This window comes from Stenotrophomonas maltophilia, from assembly GCF_006970445.1.
GTDB classification, from domain to species: Bacteria; Pseudomonadota; Gammaproteobacteria; order Xanthomonadales; family Xanthomonadaceae; genus Stenotrophomonas; species Stenotrophomonas maltophilia_AU.
The window spans coordinates 3,855,269-3,875,236 of record NZ_CP033877.1 but is presented as its reverse complement, the minus strand read 5'-3'; the positions used below and the strand labels follow the sequence as shown (position 1 = coordinate 3,875,236).

Annotated in this window: 18 protein-coding genes; 13 read left to right on the top strand and 5 right to left on the bottom strand. The window is 67.3% G+C overall.

The features are described from left to right. The first annotated feature begins 33 nt into the window (after window positions 1-33). A complete protein-coding gene (gene smeF, locus EGM71_RS17720) occupies window positions 34-1,434 on the top strand; it encodes a multidrug efflux RND transporter outer membrane subunit SmeF (RefSeq protein WP_188486057.1) in 1,401 nt (466 codons plus the stop codon). Window positions 1,435-1,578: 144 nt separating this feature from the next. On the opposite strand, the gene EGM71_RS17715 is transcribed toward smeF, so the two are convergent. The 4 genes from EGM71_RS17715 to EGM71_RS17700 all read right to left on the bottom strand — a co-directional run bounded on the left by EGM71_RS17715 (window position 1,579) and on the right by EGM71_RS17700 (window position 3,406). Next, entirely contained in the window at window positions 1,579-2,001 is a 423-nt protein-coding gene (locus EGM71_RS17715; RefSeq protein ID WP_014038527.1) for a low affinity iron permease family protein, read from the bottom strand. A gap of 93 nt (window positions 2,002-2,094) precedes the next feature. Beyond that, a complete protein-coding gene (locus EGM71_RS17710) occupies window positions 2,095-2,421 on the bottom strand; it encodes a hypothetical protein (RefSeq protein ID WP_014038526.1) in 327 nt (108 codons plus the stop codon). A gap of 73 nt (window positions 2,422-2,494) precedes the next feature. Beyond that, complete coding sequence (locus EGM71_RS17705; protein ID WP_188486055.1) at window positions 2,495-2,755, bottom strand: hypothetical protein; 261 nt, start codon at window positions 2,753-2,755, stop codon at window positions 2,495-2,497. Window positions 2,756-2,953: 198 nt separating this feature from the next. Beyond that, complete coding sequence (locus EGM71_RS17700) at window positions 2,954-3,406, bottom strand: nucleoside deaminase (protein WP_075676219.1); 453 nt, start codon at window positions 3,404-3,406, stop codon at window positions 2,954-2,956. Window positions 3,407-3,487: 81 nt separating this feature from the next. Here EGM71_RS17700 and ubiE point away from each other — a divergent pair, with 81 nt between their 5' ends. The 4 genes from ubiE to EGM71_RS17680 all read left to right on the top strand — a co-directional run bounded on the left by ubiE (window position 3,488) and on the right by EGM71_RS17680 (window position 7,931). Beyond that, window positions 3,488-4,249, top strand: coding sequence for a bifunctional demethylmenaquinone methyltransferase/2-methoxy-6-polyprenyl-1,4-benzoquinol methylase UbiE (gene ubiE / locus EGM71_RS17695; protein ID WP_005411082.1), 762 nt, complete (start codon window positions 3,488-3,490; stop codon window positions 4,247-4,249). Window positions 4,250-4,520: 271 nt separating this feature from the next. Further along, entirely contained in the window at window positions 4,521-6,449 is a 1,929-nt protein-coding gene (locus EGM71_RS17690; protein WP_188486053.1) for a M1 family metallopeptidase, read from the top strand. A gap of 127 nt (window positions 6,450-6,576) precedes the next feature. Then, complete coding sequence (locus EGM71_RS17685) at window positions 6,577-7,308, top strand: hypothetical protein (RefSeq protein ID WP_008265071.1); 732 nt, start codon at window positions 6,577-6,579, stop codon at window positions 7,306-7,308. Next, on the top strand, window positions 7,308-7,931 hold the full coding sequence (locus EGM71_RS17680; RefSeq protein WP_188486051.1) for an HAD family hydrolase: 624 nt from the start codon (window positions 7,308-7,310) through the stop codon (window positions 7,929-7,931). Before EGM71_RS17685 ends, EGM71_RS17680 begins: the two co-directional genes overlap by 1 nt. A gap of 103 nt (window positions 7,932-8,034) precedes the next feature. Here EGM71_RS17680 and EGM71_RS17675 read toward each other — a convergent pair whose 3' ends face one another. Further along, window positions 8,035-8,973, bottom strand: a complete 939-nt coding sequence (locus EGM71_RS17675) for a carbohydrate kinase family protein (protein WP_014038522.1) — start codon at window positions 8,971-8,973, stop codon at window positions 8,035-8,037. Between the two features lie 283 nt (window positions 8,974-9,256). On the opposite strand from EGM71_RS17675, the gene EGM71_RS17670 reads away from it, so the two are divergent. The 8 genes from EGM71_RS17670 to EGM71_RS17635 all read left to right on the top strand — a co-directional run bounded on the left by EGM71_RS17670 (window position 9,257) and on the right by EGM71_RS17635 (window position 19,872). Then, window positions 9,257-10,303, top strand: a complete 1,047-nt coding sequence (locus EGM71_RS17670) for a rod shape-determining protein (RefSeq protein ID WP_005419402.1) — start codon at window positions 9,257-9,259, stop codon at window positions 10,301-10,303. Between the two features lie 121 nt (window positions 10,304-10,424). Further along, window positions 10,425-11,579 carry a rod shape-determining protein MreC gene (gene mreC, locus EGM71_RS17665; RefSeq protein ID WP_188486049.1) on the top strand — a complete coding sequence of 385 codons (1,155 nt, stop codon included), beginning with the start codon at window positions 10,425-10,427 and terminating at the stop codon, window positions 11,577-11,579. Then, window positions 11,576-12,061 carry a rod shape-determining protein MreD gene (mreD, locus tag EGM71_RS17660; protein WP_005419400.1) on the top strand — a complete coding sequence of 162 codons (486 nt, stop codon included), beginning with the start codon at window positions 11,576-11,578 and terminating at the stop codon, window positions 12,059-12,061. The genes mreC and mreD overlap by 4 nt, the downstream gene beginning before the upstream one ends. 3 nt (window positions 12,062-12,064) lie before the next feature. Next, a complete protein-coding gene (gene mrdA, locus EGM71_RS17655) occupies window positions 12,065-14,140 on the top strand; it encodes a penicillin-binding protein 2 (RefSeq protein WP_188486047.1) in 2,076 nt (691 codons plus the stop codon). After that, a complete protein-coding gene (gene rodA, locus EGM71_RS17650; RefSeq protein ID WP_188486045.1) occupies window positions 14,137-15,249 on the top strand; it encodes a rod shape-determining protein RodA in 1,113 nt (370 codons plus the stop codon). The genes mrdA and rodA (EGM71_RS17650) overlap by 4 nt, the downstream gene beginning before the upstream one ends. A 122-nt stretch (window positions 15,250-15,371) precedes the next feature. Next, the gene (gene rodA / locus EGM71_RS17645) at window positions 15,372-16,466 is read left to right on the top strand and encodes a rod shape-determining protein RodA (protein WP_188486043.1); all 1,095 of its coding nucleotides are present in this window, start codon (window positions 15,372-15,374) and stop codon (window positions 16,464-16,466) included. Between the two features lie 989 nt (window positions 16,467-17,455). Continuing rightward, on the top strand, window positions 17,456-18,601 hold the full coding sequence (gene mltB / locus EGM71_RS17640; protein WP_188486041.1) for a lytic murein transglycosylase B: 1,146 nt from the start codon (window positions 17,456-17,458) through the stop codon (window positions 18,599-18,601). Beyond that, window positions 18,598-19,872 (top strand): septal ring lytic transglycosylase RlpA family protein, encoded by a 1,275-nt coding sequence (locus EGM71_RS17635; protein WP_188486039.1) that lies wholly within the window; start codon window positions 18,598-18,600, stop codon window positions 19,870-19,872. The genes mltB and EGM71_RS17635 overlap by 4 nt, the downstream gene beginning before the upstream one ends. Window positions 19,873-19,968: the final 96 nt, after the last annotated feature.

Genomic DNA, 19,968 nt, shown 5'->3' with positions numbered 1-19,968 from the left:
GCCGGCACTGCCTCCTGCCATCCGGCAGTACCGATGGAAGTCATCCCCATGAAAAGTGCATCCCTGTTCCTTTCCATTGCCGCCACGCTCGCGCTGGCCGGCTGCTCCACCCTGGTGCCGAAGAACACCGCCGTCGCTCCGGCGATTCCGGCGCAGTGGCCGGCCGAGGCCGCGCAGGGCCAGGTGGCCGATGTCGCCGCCGTCGGTTGGCGCGACTTCTTCACCGATGCGCGCCTGCAGCAGGTGATCGACCAGTCGCTGCAGAACAACCGCGACCTGCGCGTGGCCGTGCTCAACGTCGAACGCGCGCGCGGCCAGTACCGCGTGCAGCGTGCCGATCGCGTGCCGGGCGTGGCCGTCACCGGCCAGATGGATCGCCGAGGCACCGATGACGGCGTCACCGAGCAGTTCACCGCCGGTGTCGGCGTGGCCGAGTTCGAGCTGGACCTGTTCGGCCGCGTGCGCAACCTCAGTGAAGCGGCACTGCAGCAGTACTTCGCGGTGGCCGCCAATCGCCGCAACGCGCAGCTGAGCCTGGTGGCCGAGACCGCGACGGCGTGGCTGACCTACGGTGCTGATGCGCAGCGGCTGAAGATCGCCGATGCCACGCTGAAGACCTATGAGGATTCGCTGCGCCTGGCCGAGGCCCGTCACGAGCGTGGCGGCAGTTCGGCGCTGGAGCTGACCCAGACCCGGACCCTGGTCGAGACCGCGCGCACCGATGCCGCACGCCTGCGTGGCCAGTTGGCCCAGGACCGCAACGCGCTGGCGCTGCTGGCGGGTGGCCAGTTGGATCCGGCGCTGCTGCCGGACAGCATCGAACCGCAGCTGCTGGCACTGGCGCCGCCGCCGGCCGGCCTGCCCAGCGATGTGCTGCTGCAGCGCCCGGACATCATGGCCGCCGAACACCAGCTGCTGGCGGCCAACGCCAACATCGGTGCAGCACGTGCGGCGTTCTTCCCGAGCATCTCGCTGACCGGCAGCATCGGCAGTGGCTCGAGCGAACTGTCCAACCTGTTCGACAGCGGAACGCGCGTGTGGAGCTTCCTGCCGAAGATCACCCTGCCGATCTTCCAGGGCGGCAAGCTGCGCGCCAACCTGGCCATCGCCAACGCCGATCGTGATATCGCGCTGGCGCAGTACGAGAAGTCGATCCAGGTGGGCTTCCGCGAAACCGCCGATGCGCTGGCATTGAACGTCAGCCTGGATGAGCAGGTGAGTTCACAGCAGCGCCTGGTGGAAGCGGCCGAACAGGCCAACCGCCTGTCGCAGGCACGCTACGACGCCGGCCTGGACAGCTTCGTCACCCTGCTCGATGCGCGGCGTACCGCCTACAACGCGCAGCAGACCCAGCTGCAGGCCCAGCTGGCGCAGCAGGCCAACCGCATCACCCTGTACAAGGTGCTGGGTGGCGGCTGGCACGAGCGCGGGTAAGCAGTGCTTCTGGTAGGTGCCAACCTTGGTTGGCACGGATGCGTCAGCGCAGGCGGCTGGCCCTGTGCCAACCAAGGTTGGCACCTACCTGGAGATCGATGGTAATGCCGGCCGCGGGCCGGCATTGTCATTTCAGGAGGGCCGCTATACCGCTTCGTCGTCGCGCCGCGCCACATGGCAGGCGCGCACCCGCGCCAGTGCGTCGCCGGCTTCGCGCGCCATCTGCTCGTACTCGCGTCGGATCTCTTCCAGCCGTTCCTCGTCCAGTTCTTCCAGATCCAACAGTTCGTTGTTGGCTTCGGCCGTCGCCCGGATCAGCTCGTCCAGCTTGATCTGCATCGCGGCGGTGTCCGCGTTCTGCGTGTGCTGGATCAGGAACACCATCAGGAAGGTGATGATGGTGGTGCCGGTGTTGATCACCAGCTGCCAGGTGTCGTTGAAGCCGAACACCGGACCACTGATGCCCCAGATCACCACGATCGCGACCGCAGCCAGGAAGGTCCACGGCGAGCCGGTGGCGGCCGCAGCCTTCTTGGCGATCGTATTGAACAGGTTGCGTGCTTTCATCGTCGTCGTCCCACTCAGGTGACGAGGATGATCGGCAGTGGCTCGTGCAGGGGCCGTGCAGCCGCCGCGCTTGAGCCGCCGCCGCGCGGCGGATCAGGCGCGCAGGCGCGGCGCGTCCTGCAGGCGCACCGGGCTGGTCTGGTAGACGTGCTGCCAGCAACGGTCGACGAATTCGCGGGCCTGGGCTTCGCTCAGGCGCGGCATGATCTGCAGGGCGTACTGGGTCTGGAACATCTCGTCGCGCTGCGCATTGCTGGCGCGCGGCTGGGTGATCAGCGAATCGCAGGCGAACTTGATCCACGGCACGTAGGAGCCGAAGGAGTTGTGCGGCAGTGCACCGTCGGCATGCTGGCGGCGCCAATGGTCAAGCTCGGCGTCGACGTTGATGACCGGGGGAATGGTGGGGACTTCAGCGTGCATGTCGATCCAATCGGTTGAGGTGGAGGGAGTGGGGGTTCATCGCAGTGTGGCGTATGCGCCGGTGCATGCCGTGTCAGCGCGGCGTGGAGCCGGCGTTGCGATTGCCTATCAGTTGCGCATGCTCGACCGCGCCGAGGTCTTCGGCCATGTCGGCCATCGCATTGCACAGGCGCTCATGGTCTAGCGGATGGCCACGCACCAGTTCCAGCTGCAGGCCCTGGTAGGCGGTCCAGAACAGTGCGCCACGCTGGTGCAGCGCGTACTGCTGCTGCAGGCGCTCGCGGATGGCATCGAGAATCGGGTCGGGCGTGGGGCGTACGGCGTGCGCGCACATGGCTGGCTCCGCCGGGGAAAGGGGCCCCGGTAACCCCACCCTAGGCGCGGCGGCGGGGTGGGGTGTTACCGCAGTGTATGCACGCAGCGCAGCTGACTGTGCACGGGTTCACGGCAATGGCCGCAAACGCTGCCGGCACTAGGGCGTGCCGGCACTGAAGCGTTCATTAAGCGGGTTCAACAGCAGGCTGCGCGATGCTCATTCACCGATGTCTTCGTTCCAGATGTCCGGATGGCGACCGATGAAATCGCCGAGCAGATCGACGCATTCCTGGTTGTCGAGGTCGATCACGTTGACGCCGTTCTCGCGCAGCCAGTCGATGCCACCCTGGAACGTGCGCGATTCGCCCACCACCACGGTGCCGATGTTGAACTGGCGCACCAGGCCCGAGCAGTACCAGCACGGCGCCAGGGTGGTGACCATGATGGTGTCCTGGTAGCGGCGCTGGCGGCCGGCCTTGCGGAAGGCGTCGGTTTCGCCGTGCACGGAGGGGTCGCCTTCCTGCACGCGGCGGTTGTGGCCGCAGCCGAGCAGGCGGCCGTCGTTGTGGTACAGCGCCGCGCCGATCGGCACGCCGCCCTCGGCCAGGCCCTGGCGGGCTTCGGCGATGGCGGTCTGCAGCAGGGCCTGGTAGTCGGGCGTGGTGATCATGCGGGGGCTCCGGTAAGTCGTGGCCCGCCATGATACGGGCAGGGGGTGCCGCTGGCCCCCGGCGGTGCGATAATCGGGGCCATGAGCGAATCCCCCTACAAAGCCGGTACCACCCATTTCGGGTTCCGCGACGTCGCCGCCAAGGACAAGCAGAAGCTGGTCGGCCAGGTGTTCACCTCGGTCGCGCGCAACTACGACCTGATGAACGACCTGATGAGCCTGGGCGTGCACCGGGCGTGGAAGCGCTACTACGTGGCGACCGCGCAGGTGAAGCCGGGCGACCGCGTGCTCGACCTGGCGGGCGGCACCGGCGACATCGCCGCCCTGCTGAAGGAGCGCGTTGGCGCCGAGGGCTCGGTGGTGCTGGGCGATATCAACGCCGGCATGCTGTCGGTCGGCCGTGACCGCCTGACCAACCGCGGCCTGGTGCTCGGCCTGGACTACGTGCAGTGCAATGCCGAAGCCCTGCCGTTCCCGGACAACAGCTTCGACCTGGTCACCATCGCCTTCGGCCTGCGCAACGTGACTGACAAGGACGCTGGCCTGCGCGAGATGTACCGCGTGCTGAAGGTGGGCGGCCAGGCCCGCGTGCTGGAGTTCTCCGAAGTCACCGCGGACTGGTTCAAGCCGATCTACGACTTCCACTCGTTCAAGATCCTGCCCAAGCTGGGCAAGCTGTTCGCCAACGATTCGGACAGCTACCAGTACCTGGCCGAGAGCATCCGCAAGCACCCGCCGCAGGACGAACTGAAGGCGATGATGGGGCAGGCCGGCTTCGAGCGCTGCCACTACAAGAACCTGACCGGCGGCATCGTTTCGATCCACTCCGGCTACAAGCTGTAAGCCCCGCTTTGGTGGGTGCCAACCTTGGTTGGCACGCCCCGGCCGCGGTCATCCGCTCTGGTAGGTGCCGACCTTGGTCGGCACGGGCCTGCTGCGAGCGATGAAAGATCCGTGCCAACCAAGGTTGGCACCTACCTGTGGATGCCAACCATGGTTGGCATGCGCCGGAGGCGCAGGATCGGCTGTGCGCGCCATTACCCCGCACCGCGCAACGCCTGCCGGGCCGGACGGAGGTACCATTGGGGTTTGATCCCCGTAACGGTCCCGATTCATGCGTAATCCGCTGATGCTCCTTCCGCTGGCCGTGGCCCTGGCCGCCGGCTGCTCCCAGCAGGCGGCCGCGCCCGCCGCTGCCCCGACTGCCGAAAAGGCCCCCGCCGCCCCCGTGAACGCCGAGAACCGCAGCCACGACGAAAGCTCGTACGCCGAGCCGGACAAGGTCGTCATCAAGGATATCGCGCTGGACCTGAAGCTGGACTTCGACCAGAAGCAGATCGGCGGTACCGCCACCTACACCCTGGAATGGAAGCAGAAGGACGCCAAGCAGCTGGTGCTCGACACCCGCGAGCTGACCGTGTCCAAGGTCGAGGCCGTTGCCGCCGATGGCGCGCGCAGCCCGCTGCAGTTCGCGCTGGCCCCGGTCGACAAGGTGTTCGGCAGCAAGCTGACCATCGAGGCCCCGGCCCAGCCGGCCAAGGTGGAAGTGACCTACCACACCGCACCGACTGCCTCGGGCCTGCAGTGGCTGGCGCCGTCGATGACCGAAGGCAAGAAGCTGCCCTTCATGTTCAGCCAGTCGCAGGCCATCCACGCCCGTTCCTGGGTGCCGCTGCAGGACACCCCGAGCGTGCGCTTCACCTACAGCGCGCACGTGGTCTCGCGCCCGGACGTGATGGTGCTGATGAGCGCCGACAACGATCCGAAGGCCGCGCGTGACGGTGACTACACCTTCAAGATGCCGCAGCCGATTCCGTCCTACCTGCTGGCCATCGCCGCCGGTGACCTGGTGTTCGAGCCGATCTCCGGCCGCTCCGGCGTCTGGGCCGAGCCGACCATGGTCAACAAGGCGGCCAAGGAATTCGAAGACACCGAGAAGATGATCGGTGCCGCCGAGAAGCTGTACGGCGAATACCGCTGGGGCCGTTACGACATGCTGGTGCTGCCGCCGTCGTTCCCGTTCGGCGGCATGGAGAACCCGCGCCTGACGTTCGCCACTCCGACCGTGATCGTCGGCGACAAGTCGCTGGTCTCGCTGGTCGCCCACGAACTGGCGCACAGCTGGTCGGGCAACCTGGTGACCAACGCCAGCTGGAAGGACATCTGGCTCAATGAAGGCTTCACCACCTACGTCCAGGGCCGCATCACCGAAGCTCTGTACGGCAAGGAAATGGCCGAGATGGAGAAGCAGATCGACCAGACCGACCTGCTGGCCGAAGTGAAGGACATGAGCCCGGCCGACCAGGCGCTGGCGCTGCCGCCGCTGAACGAGCGTGACCCCGACGAAGCCCTCAGCCAGGTCGCCTACGTCAAGGGTTCGTGGTTCCTGGAATTCCTGGAGCAGCGCTTCGGCCGCGAGACCTTCGATCCGTTCCTGCGTGGCTGGTTCGATGATCACGCCTTCCAGAGCGCGAACACCGACCAGTTCGTCGAGTACATGAAGAAGAACCTGCTGCCGAAGAATCCGTCGGCAGTGACCGAGGCCGAACTGAAGGCGTGGCTGGACGAGCCGGGTATTCCGGCATTCGCGGCCAAGGCGCAGTCGCGCAATTTCAGCAGCGTCGATACCGCGCGCATTGCCTTTGCCAGCGCCGGCACCGTGCCGAGCAGCCAGGTCATCGCCGACTGGAGCACGCAGGAATGGGTGCGCTTCATCGACGGCCTGGGCGCGACCCAGCCGCTGGACAAGCTGGCCACGCTGGACAAGGCCTTCCACTTCACCGGCACCCCGAATGGCGAGATCGCCATGCGCTGGTACCCGCTGGCGATTCGCAGCGGCTACGAGCAGGCCAATGAAGGCGCAGCCGCGTTCATCGAACGCGTCGGCCGTCGCAAGCTGATCATGCCGATCTACGCCGAACTGGTGAAGACCCCGAAGGGGCTGGAGCTGGCCAAGCAGGCCTTCGAAAAGGCCAAGCCGGGCTACCACCCGATCACCACCGCCTCGGTCCAGGACATGCTGGCCAAGGCTGAAGCCAAGTAAGCGGTAGTGCCGGCCGCTGGCCGGCAACCGGTCATTGCTTCACCACCAACGGCGGGGAAACCCGCCGTTGGTGTATCCGCTTTTCGCTGCCGATAGAATCGGGATGCACTCGCATAGGACCTCCGCCATGAAACGACTGATCCTGCTCACCGCCTGCACGCTGGCCCTGGCTGCCTGCAGCAACCCCGAGGAAGAGCGCAAGGCGCAGGAAGCCGCCGCGGCCGCCGTGCAGGCGCAGAAGGAGGCCAAGGCCGAAGACGTGGCCAAGCAGTACGACATGGCCGTGGCCGCGCAGGACTGGGAACGCGCGCGCCTGCATGGCGCCTCGCTGCTGGACCAGTACAAGGACACCGCTGCCGCCGAGCGCATCGCCGCAGGCTTCGACGAGGTCAAGGCCAAGGGCGATGCCGCGCGCGACCTGCGCCGCATGCAGGCGCTGTGGCAGTACAACCAGATCCCGGTGGGCAACAAGGGCAACCAGGTTTCGGCGCAGATCTACAGCAAGGAACGGGTGGACGTGGATGGCAGCGGCGCCAAGCCGGTGCAGCTGGTGTTCCGCGATCATCCGGAGTGGAAGCGGCATGCCTACCTGGTGCTGCAGGCCGGCGATTTCCGTTGCCCGCAGTGCACGGTGAAAGTAACCGTGGACGACGGCAAGCCGGTGTCGATGGCCGCGTGGCGCCCGAAGACCGATGAAGCCATCGCCCTGTTCATCACCGATCAGAAAGCGCTGTGGAAGCTGGCGCGCAAGGGCAAGTCGATCAGCATCGAGTTCCCGGTCAAGGCCGGTGGTACCCGCACCGCTGTGTTTGAAACCGGTGGCGTCGACGCCAGCCGCATGCCGCAGTGGTGGCAGTGATGGTTGCGGCGGGCAGCGCAGTGCACGCGTTGTCCGCGATCCGGCACTGGGTGTTCGACATGGATGGCACGCTGACCGTCGCCGTGCATGATTTCGCCGCGATCCGCCGCGCACTGGAGATCGCCGCCGAGGAAGACATCCTCGACCATATCGCGGCGCTGCCGGACGCGCCGGCGCAGGCCAAGCGCGAGTGGCTGCTGGATCATGAGCGCGCGCTGGCCGAGGACGCGCTGCCGGCACCGGGTGCGGTGAAGCTGCTGCGTGCGCTGTCGGCGGCGGGCTGCCGGCTGGGCATCCTGACCCGCAATGATCATGCGCTGGCGAAGCTGACGCTGGAGGCGATCGGGATCGGGGCGTTGTTCGACGACGCCGATATCGTCGGTCGTGATGAAGCGGTGCCCAAACCCTCGCCGGATGGCCTGCAGCAGCACCTGCGGCGTTGGGGTATCGCGCCTGCGCAGGCGGTGATGGTCGGTGACCACGCCTACGACCTGGAGTGCGGTCGCGCCGCGGGCGCCCATACCGTGCTGGTCAACCTGCCGGAAAATCCGTGGCCGGGCCGTGCCGACTGGCATTTCGCCGATTGCCGCGCGCTGTTGGCGGCCTGGCAGCAGAAGGGGTAGTGCCGGCCGTTGGCCGGCAGTGTCGACCAGGGTCGACACCTACCAGAGAAAAGCGTGTCGACCAAGGTCGACACCCACCGAGCAGATGCGCGGGCAGTTCGGCTTACGCGCCCAGCGCGTAACCGAACTGCTGCTTGAACTGCTCGTTGAACTCATCGAAGGTGAAGCGCTGGTTCTGGGTGCCCGGGTGCTCAACCTTCAGTGCGCCCATCAGGTTGCCCATGCGGCCGATGGTCAGCCAGTCGTAGCCCTTCTGGATGCCGTAGATCAGGCCGGCGCGGAAGGCGTCGCCACAGCCGGTCGGGTCGACCACGCGGCGCTCGTGCGCCGGCGGGATGTCGTAGCTCTTTTCCGGGGTGTGGATGACCGCGCCCTTCGGGCCGCGGGTGGTGATGTAGGCCTTGACCCGGCTGACGATCTCCTTCTCGTCCCAGCCGGTGCGTTCCTGCAGCAGGTTCGACTCGTAGTCGTTGACCACCACGTAGTCGGCCTGCTCGATGAAGGCGCGTAGCTCCGGGCCGTTGAACAGCGGCATGGCCTGGCCCGGGTCGAAGATGAACGGGATGCCGTCTTCGTGGAATTCCTGTGCGTTCTGGATCATGCCTTCGCGGCCGTCCGGGCCGACCAGGCCCAGGGTCACGCCCGGCACGCCACGCACGTGGTTCTCGTAGGAACGCATCATCGCGCCCGGGTGGAAGGCGGTGATCTGGTTGTTGTCGTGATCGGTGGTGATGAACGCCTGCGGGGTGAACAGCTCATCGATCACGCGCACGCGCGACAGGTCGATGCCCAGGCCGTCGAAGTATTCGCGGTAGGGGCCGAAGTCCGAACCCACGGTGCCCATCGGGATCGGCTGGCCGCCCAGCAGGTGCAGGTTATAGGCGATGTTGCCGGCGCAGCCGCCGAACTCGCGGCGCATGCGCGGCACCAGGAAGGACACGTTCAGGATGTGCACCTTGTCCGGCAGGATGTGATTCTTGAACTGGTCCGGGAACACCATGATGGTGTCGAAGGCAAGAGAACCACAGATCAGAGCGGACATCGATGTAAGCCTATGCGGTGAATTTTGGGGTGGGCCGGCCCGGTTCAGCGGGCAAGCAAACGGCGCCCTTGGGCGCCCGACGGCGCAAAGGTTACCCGCTGGTGCCGCTCAGGGCCAGAACCGGGTGAGACCCGATCAGGCCGAAAGCCTGTGAAGACGCGGGTTCAGCTAGTTTTTTCCTTGCTCGGCGGCAGGCGGGTTGCTAGGCTTGTCGGCCTCGAATTCTGCCCATTTTTTCGCCATCCCGCGGCGGGCACGACACCCCTCAGGACTCCTTCCTCAGATGTTCAAGAAACTCCGTGGCATGTTCTCCAACGACCTGTCCATCGACCTGGGCACGGCCAACACCCTCATCTACGTGCGCGGGCAGGGGATCGTGCTGAACGAGCCGTCGGTCGTTGCCGTGCGCCAGGACCGTGCCATCGGTGGCACCCGCTCGGTGGCAGCCGTGGGCGCCGAAGCCAAGCAGATGCTGGGCCGTACCCCGGGCCACATCACCACCATCCGCCCGATGAAGGACGGCGTCATCGCCGACTTCACCTACACCGAGGCGATGCTCAAGCACTTCATCAAGAAGGTGCACAAGTCGCGCGTGCTGCGCCCGAGCCCGCGCGTGCTGGTCTGCGTGCCGGCCGGCTCGACCCAGGTCGAGCGCCGCGCGATCAAGGAATCGGCCGAGGAAGCCGGTGCCCGTGACGTGTTCCTGATCGAAGAACCGATGGCTGCCGCGATCGGCGCCGGCATGCCGGTCACCGAAGCCCGTGGCTCGATGGTCATCGACATCGGCGGCGGCACCACCGAAGTGGCGGTGATCTCGCTCAACGGCATCGTCTATTCGGCCTCGGTCCGCATCGGCGGTGACCGCTTCGACGAGTCCATCACCAACTACGTGCGCCGCAACCACGGCATGCTGATCGGTGAAGCCACTGCGGAGCGCATCAAGGTCGAGCTGGGCTGCGCCTACCCGCAGGCGGAAGTGATCGAGATGGAAATCTCCGGCCGCAACCTCGCCGAGGGCGTGCCGAAGATGATCAAGATCAGCTCCAACGAGGTGCTCGAGGCCCTGCACGAGCCGCTGTCGGGCATCGTCAGTGCGGTCAAGCTGGCGCTGGAGCAGACCCCGCCGGAACTGTGCGCCGACGTCGCCGAGCGCGGCATCGTGCTGACCGGTGGTGGCGCCCTGCTGCGCGACCTGGACCGCCTCATCTCCGAGGAAACCGGCCTGCACGTGCAGGTGGCCGACGATCCGCTGACCTGCGTGGCCCGCGGTGGCGGTCGTGCGCTGGAGCTGGTGGACATGCACGGCAACGAGTTCTTTGCGCCGGAATAAGCCGTCCCGGCCGTTCCTGCCCGCCGCGCCCTTCCGGGGTGCGGCCCGCCGTGATGGCGGGCCGGCACCGGCGGGGCGTCCGCGTGTTTCCCTTCCGCCTTCTGCCAGTTGAATCGTTGCCGTGCCGCCCTACGCCGGTCCTCCCGTTGCCTCCCGATCCGGTGATGCCGCCAGCCCCCTCAGGTTGCTGGCCTATCTCGCATTGGCCATCACCCTGATCGTGCTCGACGACCAGGCCGGCTGGCTGGCGCGCCTGCGCGAGCAGGCCAACAGCCTGGTGCAGCCCGTGTGGGCGCTGGCCGGCCTGCCCGGCAAGCTCGGCAACCAGGTCAAGGATTCCGCCGCCAGCCATACCCAGCTGGTGACCGAGAACCGCGAACTGCGCAACCAGCTGCTGCTGGCCAACGCGCGCCTGACCCGCCTGCAGACCGCCGCGCTGGACAATGCCCAGCTGCGCGAACTGCTGAACGTGGCCGAACGCAGTGGCCTGGACGTTCAGCTGGCGCCGATCCTGGACATCGACCTGGACCCGGTGAAGCAACGCCTGGTGCTCGACGCCGGCGCCCGCGAAGGCGTGCACGTCGGCCAGGCCGTGATCGATGCCGGCGGCTTGATGGGGCAGGTGATCAGTGTCACCGGCGGCACTTCCACCGTGCTGCTGCTGACCGACCCCGACCACGCGGTGCCCGTTACCGTGGCCCGCAACGGCGTGCGCCTGATCGTCTACGGCCGCGGCGACAAGCTGGAGCTGCGCGACATTCCGCTCAGTGCCGGCGTGGAAGTGGGCGATGAGATCGTCACCTCCGGCCTCGGCGGGCGTTTCCCGGCCGGCTTCCCGGTCGGCACCATCACTGGCCTGCGCCCGGACGACACCCATGCGTTCCTGGTTGGCGAACTGAAGCCGGCGGCCCAGCTCGACCGCGGCCGTGACGTGCTGCTGCTGCGCCCGGGCGCAGCAATTCGCTTGCCTGCGGCCAGCGAATTGCTGCCGACTGCACCTTCGGTGCAACCGGCCCGCGCACCCTCCCTTAACCCCGCGCCGTTGGCGCGCCCCCTTGAACAACAAGGGGGCTCCACCCCAGCCGGCGCTACGGTAGTGCCGGCCGCTGGCCGGCAACCGGCTCCGTCTTCGACGAAGCCGGTTGCCCCCGCATCCTCCCTTACCCCCGCGCCTTCGGCGCGTCCCCCTCAACAAGAGGGGGGCTCTCCCCCAGCCGGGTCCACGGTAGTGCCGGCCGCTGGCCGGCAGCCGGCCACGCCCGAGGCCCAGCGATGAGCCGCCTGCGCGACAACCCGTGGGTGCTGCCGGCCAGCCTGGTGGTGGCGCTGCTGTTGGGCCTGCTGCCGTTGCCGGCGCTGCTGCAGCCGCTGCGCCCGTATTGGCTGGCGCTGGTGCTGGCATACTGGGTCATCGAAGCCCCCGAGCGCGTCGGTCTGGGCATTGCCTTCGCCAGCGGCGTGGTCGCCGACCTGCTGTACGGCGGCGTGCTGGGCGAACAGGCGCTGCGGCTGGTGATGCTGGCCTTCATCCTGCAGCGCTTCCGCGCCCGCATCCGCTTCTTCCCGATGTCGCAGCAGATGCTGGCCATTGGCGGCCTGCTGTTCAACGACCGCATCGTCAGCGCGCTGGTCCACATCGTGGTGGATGAGCCGACGCTGCCCTGGTCGTACTGGTGGGCGCCATTGCTGGGCATGGGTTTGTGGCCGCTGGTGTTCGTGCTGCTGGACGCGGTGCGCTTCGGCAAGCGCGGGCGCTGAGCCATGATCCCGCGCCGCCAGGTCAAGAACCCGCACGCCGAAGCCGAACAGTTCCGCCGCCGTGCGGCGCTGGGCTTCCTGGGCGTGCTGGTCTGCCTGCTGGGCCTGGGCGGCTGGTACTTCAAGCTGCAGGTGCTGGACCACGACGTCTACGCCACGCGCTCGGAAGCCAACCGCATCAAGCCGCGGCCGGTGGTGCCCGGGCGCGGCATGATCTACGACCGCAATGGCCGCCTGTTGGCCGAGAACGTGCCGGCCTTCCGCCTGGACGTGACCCCGGACAAGGTCAAGGACATGGACGCCACCCTGGAAGGGCTGGCGAAGATCATCAACATCAGCCCGGAAGAGCTGGAAGCGTTCAACAAGTCGCGCAAGGCACGCCGCAAGTTCCTGCCGGTCACCCTCAAGCTGCGCATGAACGACGAGGAGATGGCGCGCTTTGCCGTCGACCGCTGGCGCTTCCCCGGTGTCGAGCTCGAGCCCTACCTGACCCGGCGCTACCCCTACGGCGACCTGTTCGCGCACATCATCGGCTATGTCGGCCGCGTCGATGACCGGGACCTGGAGATCCTCGGCGAAGGCAATGCCGCGTTGACCCACATCGGCAAGTCCGGCCTGGAGCGCTATTACGAGCAGCAGCTGCGCGGAAAGGTTGGCTACGAGCAGGTCGAGACCAACGTGCAGGGCCGCGCGATCCGTACCATCGGCCGCGTTGCCGCGCAGTCCGGTGCCGATCTGCGGCTGTCGATCGACGCCGACCTGCAGCGTGCCATGGTGGCCGCCTTCGGTGACCAGGAAGGCTCGGCGGTGGCGATGGACCCGCGTTCCGGCGAAGTGTTGGCGATGGTCAGCCTGCCGTCCTACGACCCCAACCTGTTCGTCAACGGCATTTCCCATGCCGACTTCAAGGCGCTGAACGAAAACCCGTCGCGGCCGCAGTTCAACCGCCTGGTGCTCGGCGGCGTCGCCCCCGGTTCCACGCTGAAGCCGCTGATCGGCCTGGCCGGCCTGGACTCCGGCGTGCGTCGCCCGGAAGACAAGGTGCTGTCCACCGGCATGTTCTATCTGCCGGGCACCTCGCGCGGCTGGGGTGACGCCCACCGTGGCGGCCACGGCTGGACCGACCTGCGCAAGTCCATCGCCGAATCGGTCAACACTTATTACTACAAGCTGGCGCTGGACCTGGGCATCGAGCGCTTCGACCATTACATGGAGTACTACGGCTTCGGCCAGCCGACCGGCATCGACCTCACCGGCGAGATCGGCGGCATCCTGCCGTCGCCCGCCTACAAGCGGAAGAGCCGCAAGGAAGCCTGGTACCCCGGCGATACGGTCAACATCAGCATCGGCCAGGGCGACTGGAAGGTCACCCCGCTGCAGCTGGCGCGCGGCGTCAGCGCACTGGCTGACGGCCAGCTGCGTACCCCGCATCTGGTGATCCAGCAGCGCGAGGGTTTCGACAGTGACTGGGCGGCGATGTCGCCCGGCGAGACCAAGCCGGTCAGCCCCAACCCCAACAACCTGCAGGCCGTGCGCGAGGGCATGATGGCGACCATGCGGCCCGGTGGCAGTGGCTGGCGCGTGGCCGTCGGTGCGCCGTACGTGATGGCCGGCAAGACCGGTACCGCGCAGGTCATCAGCCGCAAGGGCACCGCCGCCGTGAATCCGAAGAGCCTGCCGATGCATCTGCGCCACCGCGCGCTGTTCGTCGGCTTTGCGCCGGCGGACAACCCGGTGATCGCGATCGCGGTGGCCGTGGAAGGCGGCGGCTACGGTGGTTCGGCCGCCGCGCCGATCGCCCGCAAGGTGTTCGACGCCTACCTGCTGGGCAAGATGCCCGAAGGCATGCAGCCACTGGACAGCGAGCGCGGCACCACTGCCATCGGCGCCACCGCGTTCGACAACGAAGACGCCGGCGCGCGCCAGGCTGGCGACCTCGCCGCGGCGCAGCTGGGTGAACATCCGGTGCTGGTCGGGGTGCCTGCGCCGGAACCTGTACCCGCACCGCAGCCGGGTACGCCGGTCGCTGCCGCGCTGCCTGCCACGCCGCGCCCGACCCCCGCGGAGCCCGCACGATGAGAGTGTTCCTGCGCTGGGCCGGCGACATGCTGCGCCGCTTCTTCAGTACGCTGGACTGGGTGCTGTGCCTGGCCCTGGGCGCGCTGATGCTGATCGGCCTGGCGACCTTGAAGAGTGCCGGTGGCGACAGCCTGGTGATGGCGCAGGGCGCGCGTTTCGCGGTGGGCATGGCCGCACTGTGGGGCATCTCGCGGGTGCCGATCCTGCGCATCCGCTCGGCCACGCCGATGATCTACGCGATCTCGATGATCCCGTTGCTGGCGGTGTTCGTGCTGGGCACCGGTAAATATGGCCGGCAGTGGCTGGACCTGAAGTTCTTCTACCTGCAGCCGGCCGAACTGCTGAAGGTCAGCCTGCCGATGATGGTGGCGTGGTACCTGCACAAGATGCCGCTGCCGCCGCGCTTCAGCACCGTGCTGACCGCGCTGGTCATCATCGGCGTGCCCACCGGCCTGGTGATGCTGCAGCCGGACTTCGGTACCGGCGTGCTGATTGCCGCCAGCGGTGTGTTCGTACTGCTGCTGGCGGGCCTGCCGTGGTGGTGGGTGGGCCTGGGCGTAGGCGGCGTGGCCGCGGTCGCGCCGGTGGCCTGGTTCTGGTTGCTGCGGCCCTACCAGAAGGACCGCATCATGATGTTCCTCGACCCGGAGATGGATGCGCTGGGTGCCGGCTGGAACATCATCCAGTCGAAGATCGCGATCGGTTCCGGTGGCTTCGACGGCAAGGGCTGGGGCGAGGGCTCGCAGTCGCACCTGAACTTCATTCCCGAGCAGACCACCGACTTCGCGTTCTCGGTGCTGAGCGAGGAGTTCGGCTGGATCGGCGTGGCCACCGTGCTGGCGCTGTACCTGGTGGTGATCGGGCGTTGCCTGTGGATCGCCAGCCAGTCGCGCGATTCCTATTCGCGCCTGCTGGCCGGTGCCACCGGCCTGGCGTTCTTCGTCTATGTGCTGGTGAATGGCGGGATGATTTCCGGCCTGCTGCCGGTGGTGGGCGTGCCGATGCCGCTGATCAGCTACGGCGGTACCTCGGCGGTGTCGCTGCTGGCCGGTTTCGGCCTGGTGATGGCAGTGCGCAGCCACAATCCGGTGCACGGCGGCTACGGTTGAGTCCGGCGTCGGGGTCAGATCCCTTTTCCACAGGAAAAAGGGATCTGACCCCAGAGCTCGGCTACGGAGAGCAGAAGCACCCTGACAGCTTCACGCAAGCGCCCGTTGTTACCGTGCTGCGCGTGGAATGGAAACGACTGCTTGGCGGCTGCCGTGAGGTAGTGCGCACGATCGACCTGCCGTTGCTGGTCGCATTGTTGATCCTGATGGGCGCGGGCCTTGCGGTGCTGCACAGCGTGTCCGGGCCAGTGACCGGGCAGGCGGCGCGCTTTGCCGGTGGGCTGCTGGCCATGTGGCTGCTGTCGCGCGTTTCGCTGCTGCGCCTGCGCGCGTGGACACCGGCGTTGTATGCGTTGTCGATGCTGCCGCTGATGGCGGTGTACGTCATCGGCACCGGCAAGTACGGGCAGCGCTGGCTCAACCTCGGCGTGTTCTACCTGCAGCCGTCCGAGCTGCTCAAGCTCAGCCTGCCGATGATGATGGCCTGGTACCTGCACCGGCAGCCGTTGCCGCCGTCGCCGCGCACGGTACTGACCGCCGCAGTGCTGATCGGGGTGCCGGCGGTATTGATCCTGATGCAGCCCAACCTCGGCACGGCCACCCTGGTCACCGCCAGCGGCGTGTTCGCGTTGCTGCTGGCCGGCCTGCACTGGGGCTGGGTGGCAACGGGTGCGACGGGGCTGGCGGTGGCCGCACCGCTGGCGTGGTTCGGTCTGTTGCGTCAGTACCAGAAGGATCGCGTACTGACCTTCCTCGACCCGGCGGCGGACCCGCTTGGCACCGGTTGGAACATCCTGCAATCGCGCATCGCGATCGGCTCCGGGGGCTGGCAGGGACGCGGCTGGGGGCAGGGCACACAGGCCACGCTGGATTTCCTGCCCGAGTACACCACCGACTTCGCGTTTTCTGTGTTGGCCGAAGAGTTCGGCTGGATCGGCGTGGCGACGCTGTTTGCGCTGTACCTGTTCGTGGTGGGGCGCTGCCTGTGGATAGCCGTGCACGCGCGCGATACGCATGCGCGGTTGCTGGCCGGCAGCCTGGGGCTGGCGTTCTTCGTCTACGTGCTGGTGAACGGTGGAATGATTTCCGGCCTGCTGCCGGTGGTGGGCATTCCGATGCCGCTGATCAGTTACGGCGGGACCTCGGCGGTGTCGCTGTTGGCTGGCATCGGGTTGGTGATGGCGGTACGCGGGCACCGGCCCGTGCACGGGGGATAGCGTTTCCAGCCAACGGCGCAGCCCCTCGTGGGTGGTCGCGCAAAGCAGTTCATGGGTGGGGCCGGGTAGATGGGCTGCGCAGGGGACGCTGCAAGTACGTCCATGTAAGCTCGGTCGCCGCATCCATGCGGCTCACGCCCCTGCGCAGCCCATCTACCCGGCCACGGACAGGTTCCGTGCGCGTCTACCCACGGAGAAGAAAGAGAAAATCAAAAGCGGGTCGCGGCGCTGGGCTTGCTCGTGAGCCGAGCATGGCTCGGCTCCACACAAGGCAATGAAGCGACCCGCCAAGCTGCTTTTGCTTTTGATCTTCTCTTTTCTTCTCCGTGGGTGAACGCGCCGAAAACTGTCAGCGGCCGGGTGGGGGGGCAGTGCGGGGTGTCCGCGGCATGGATGCCGCGGCCAAGCCCCCATGGATGGGTTCACGGCGTCCCCGCACTGCCCACCCACCCGGCCAGCCCTCAGCAATCCGGCTTTCCGCGACCACCCAGACACCACCCGCGAGGGGCTGCGCCGTTGGCTGGAAACTTCCTGACTCTGCGCAATGCCTGTTGTGGAATCGTTCTCACAACATCGCGCAGCAGCACGCGCTCTGACCAATTCCCAGAAAAAATGTTAGCTGGTTCACACTTTTACAGCGCGTTGATCTTGATCAATGGACTTGTCGTAATCGGCCTGCACAATGGCGGCCCGTTCGGCACGGCGCGCCGTCAATCGATGCAGCGCCAGGGGGCGTCGGGCGGGAGCAGTACTGATCCAACGGGTACAAGGAGCGCGGGGAACTGCCACTGGGGAGCGGCAGCCGCGCAGGTACCGACCGGATCCGGTCGCCGGTTGCGTCTGCGGGGATGGGGACGCAACCGGCAACCTCTATCTGAATGGGCAAGCCTGGTCACGACGTCTTCACATTTCCCGCTGAACGCGGGCAAATCGTTGTGATTCATGGTGTTAGGGGTTTTAATTCATCCATGACCTGCTAACCTGCGACGATGATTCGACGCACTCTGGCCTGCATGCTCACCCTCGGCCTGGTCGCCTGCGCGACCCAGCCGAAGTCCCCACCGTCTTCGCCCCAGGCCAGCAGTACGCCGCGCCAACCCGCCGCCAAGGCCCATGGCCCGGCCGAGGCCGCGCCCGAAGCCGCCGCTGCCACCGCGCCGCCGGTCGATCTCACCCCGGTACCGTTCGAGGTTGCACGGGCCCGCTTCATTGCCGATACCGCCAAGCGCTATGGCCTGAAGCCGGAGCAGATCAGCAGCGTGCTCGACCAGGCGCAGGTGCGCCAGCCGATCATCGCCGCGATGTCGCGCCCGGCCGAACGGGTCAAGCCGTGGAACGAATACCGGCCGATGTTCATCAGCAAGGCACGCATCGATGGCGGACGCGCGTTCCTGGCCCAGCACCGTGCCGAACTGGATCGCGTGCAGCAGCGCACCGGCGTGCCGGCCGAAGTGATCGTGGCGATCATCGGCGTGGAAACCAGCTACGGAAAGAATGCCGGCAGCCATCGCGTGCTTGATGCGCTGTACACGCTGGCGTTCTATTACCCGCGCAGCGGCGACCCGGCCAAGCTGGAACGCGAAGTGCGCCGCGAGCTGTTCTTCCGCGATGAGCTGGCCAAACTGTTCGAGCTGGGTCGCGAAGAGAAACTGGACATCACCACGCTCAAGGGCAGCTATGCCGGTGCGATGGGCATGGGCCAGTTCATGCCGTCCAGCTATCTGGATTACGCAGTGGACGGCAATGGCGACGGCCGTCGCGACCTGTTCACCAGCTACGACGACGTGTTCTCGTCCATTGCCAACTACTTCGTGAAGAAGGGCGGCTGGGTCCGTGGTGGCCAGGTGGCCGTGCCGGCCACGCTGGCGCCAGGCCGCGAGGAGTTCAATCCGACCGAATGGATGCCGACCTGGTCGCTGGCCGACCTGGCGCAGCGCGGCTACCAGCCCAGCGCTGCAGTGCAGCCGGGCGCCACCGCCACCCCGATCACGCTTGAAGGCAGCACCGGCAAGCAGTACTGGCTGGGCTTCCAGAACTACTACGCGATCACCCGCTACAACCTCTCGAAGATGTACGCGATGGCCGTGTTCCAGCTGTCCCAGGCCATCGCCGGACAGGAGCTGCCCCCGGCATGAACATCAGATGGCTGGTCCCAGGCTTGATCGTCCTCGCGCTGGCGGCCTGCAGCAGCGCGCCGAAGAAGCCGGCCACGGCCGGCCATGGTGGCAAGTCGGGTGGCACCCTGGTGCAGGGGCGCGGCTCGCGCCCGGCACACTGCCCGGAAGGCTCGCCCTACGCAGCGGCCAAGGAAGACCTGAGCACCCGCGGCAACTACACCGCCGGTGGCCTGTACAAGCCGGGCGTGCGTGACAGCACGCCGGACTACATTCCCAACGTGGCCTGCATCCCCGAGCCGGAAGTGACCGCGGAAGAACGCTCGGCGATCGGCAACAAGACGCCGTATGTGGTGCTGGGCAAGTCGTACAAAGTGCTCGACGACACCCGCAACTACGTCGAGCGCGGCACCGCGTCGTACTACGGGGCCAAGTTCCATGGCCGCCTGACCTCCAACCGCGAGGTCTACGACATGTACCAGTTCACTGCCGCGCACAAGACGCTGCCGCTGCCCAGCTTCGCCCGCGTGACCAACCTCGACAACGGCGAGTCGGTGATCGTGCGCGTCAACGATCGCGGCCCGTTCCACGATGGCCGCGTGGTTGATCTCAGTTATGCCGCCGCCGTGCGCCTGGGCATCACCCAGCGCGGCACCGGCAACGTGGAAGTGCGCGCGCTGCAGCCGGGCGAGAGCAACCTGCTGGCGCAGAAGCCGTCGCGCCGAGAACGCCGCGCCGCCGAAGCGGCCGCCGCCGCCGCCGTGGCCAGTGCGCGCCCGGCGCCGACCGCGCGGGCAACCGCCGACAGCGACATCGATCGCCTGGTCAAGGGGCTGCCGGCCGATGGCATGCCGGCACGTGGCCAACCGGCCACCACCCAGGGCGTGGCCAGCACCGTGCCGGACGTGGCGGTCAGCAGCCTGCCGCCGAGTGCACCGCCGGTGCGCAGCACTGCACCGGCAACGGTCGCCGCCGCCAGCACCGCGCCGCGTGCCGTCGCACCGGCACCGGTGCGCACCGCCGCCGCACCTGCGGCCCCCAGCCTGTCGCAGCAGGTGGTAGGTGCGGTGATGGTGCAGGTCGCCAGCTTCTCCAGCCGCGACAACGCCAATCGCGCAATGGGCCAGCTCAACGCCGCTGGCATCGTCGGCGCGACCATCAGCGACATCGCCGCCGGTGGCCGCACGCTGTTCCGCCTGCGCGTTCCCGCCACCGACCATGCCAGTGCCGCGGAACTTGTCGGCCGCATTGCCGGTCTGGGCCTGGGTTCGCCGCAGATCGTCAAGGATTGATCCGCCCGGGCCGGTGCTGCCGGCCCATGCTGCCCCGGCCTTACAATGGCCGTTACGTTCCACCCTCCATTCCTGGCCGTCCCCTGGAGCCTGCTG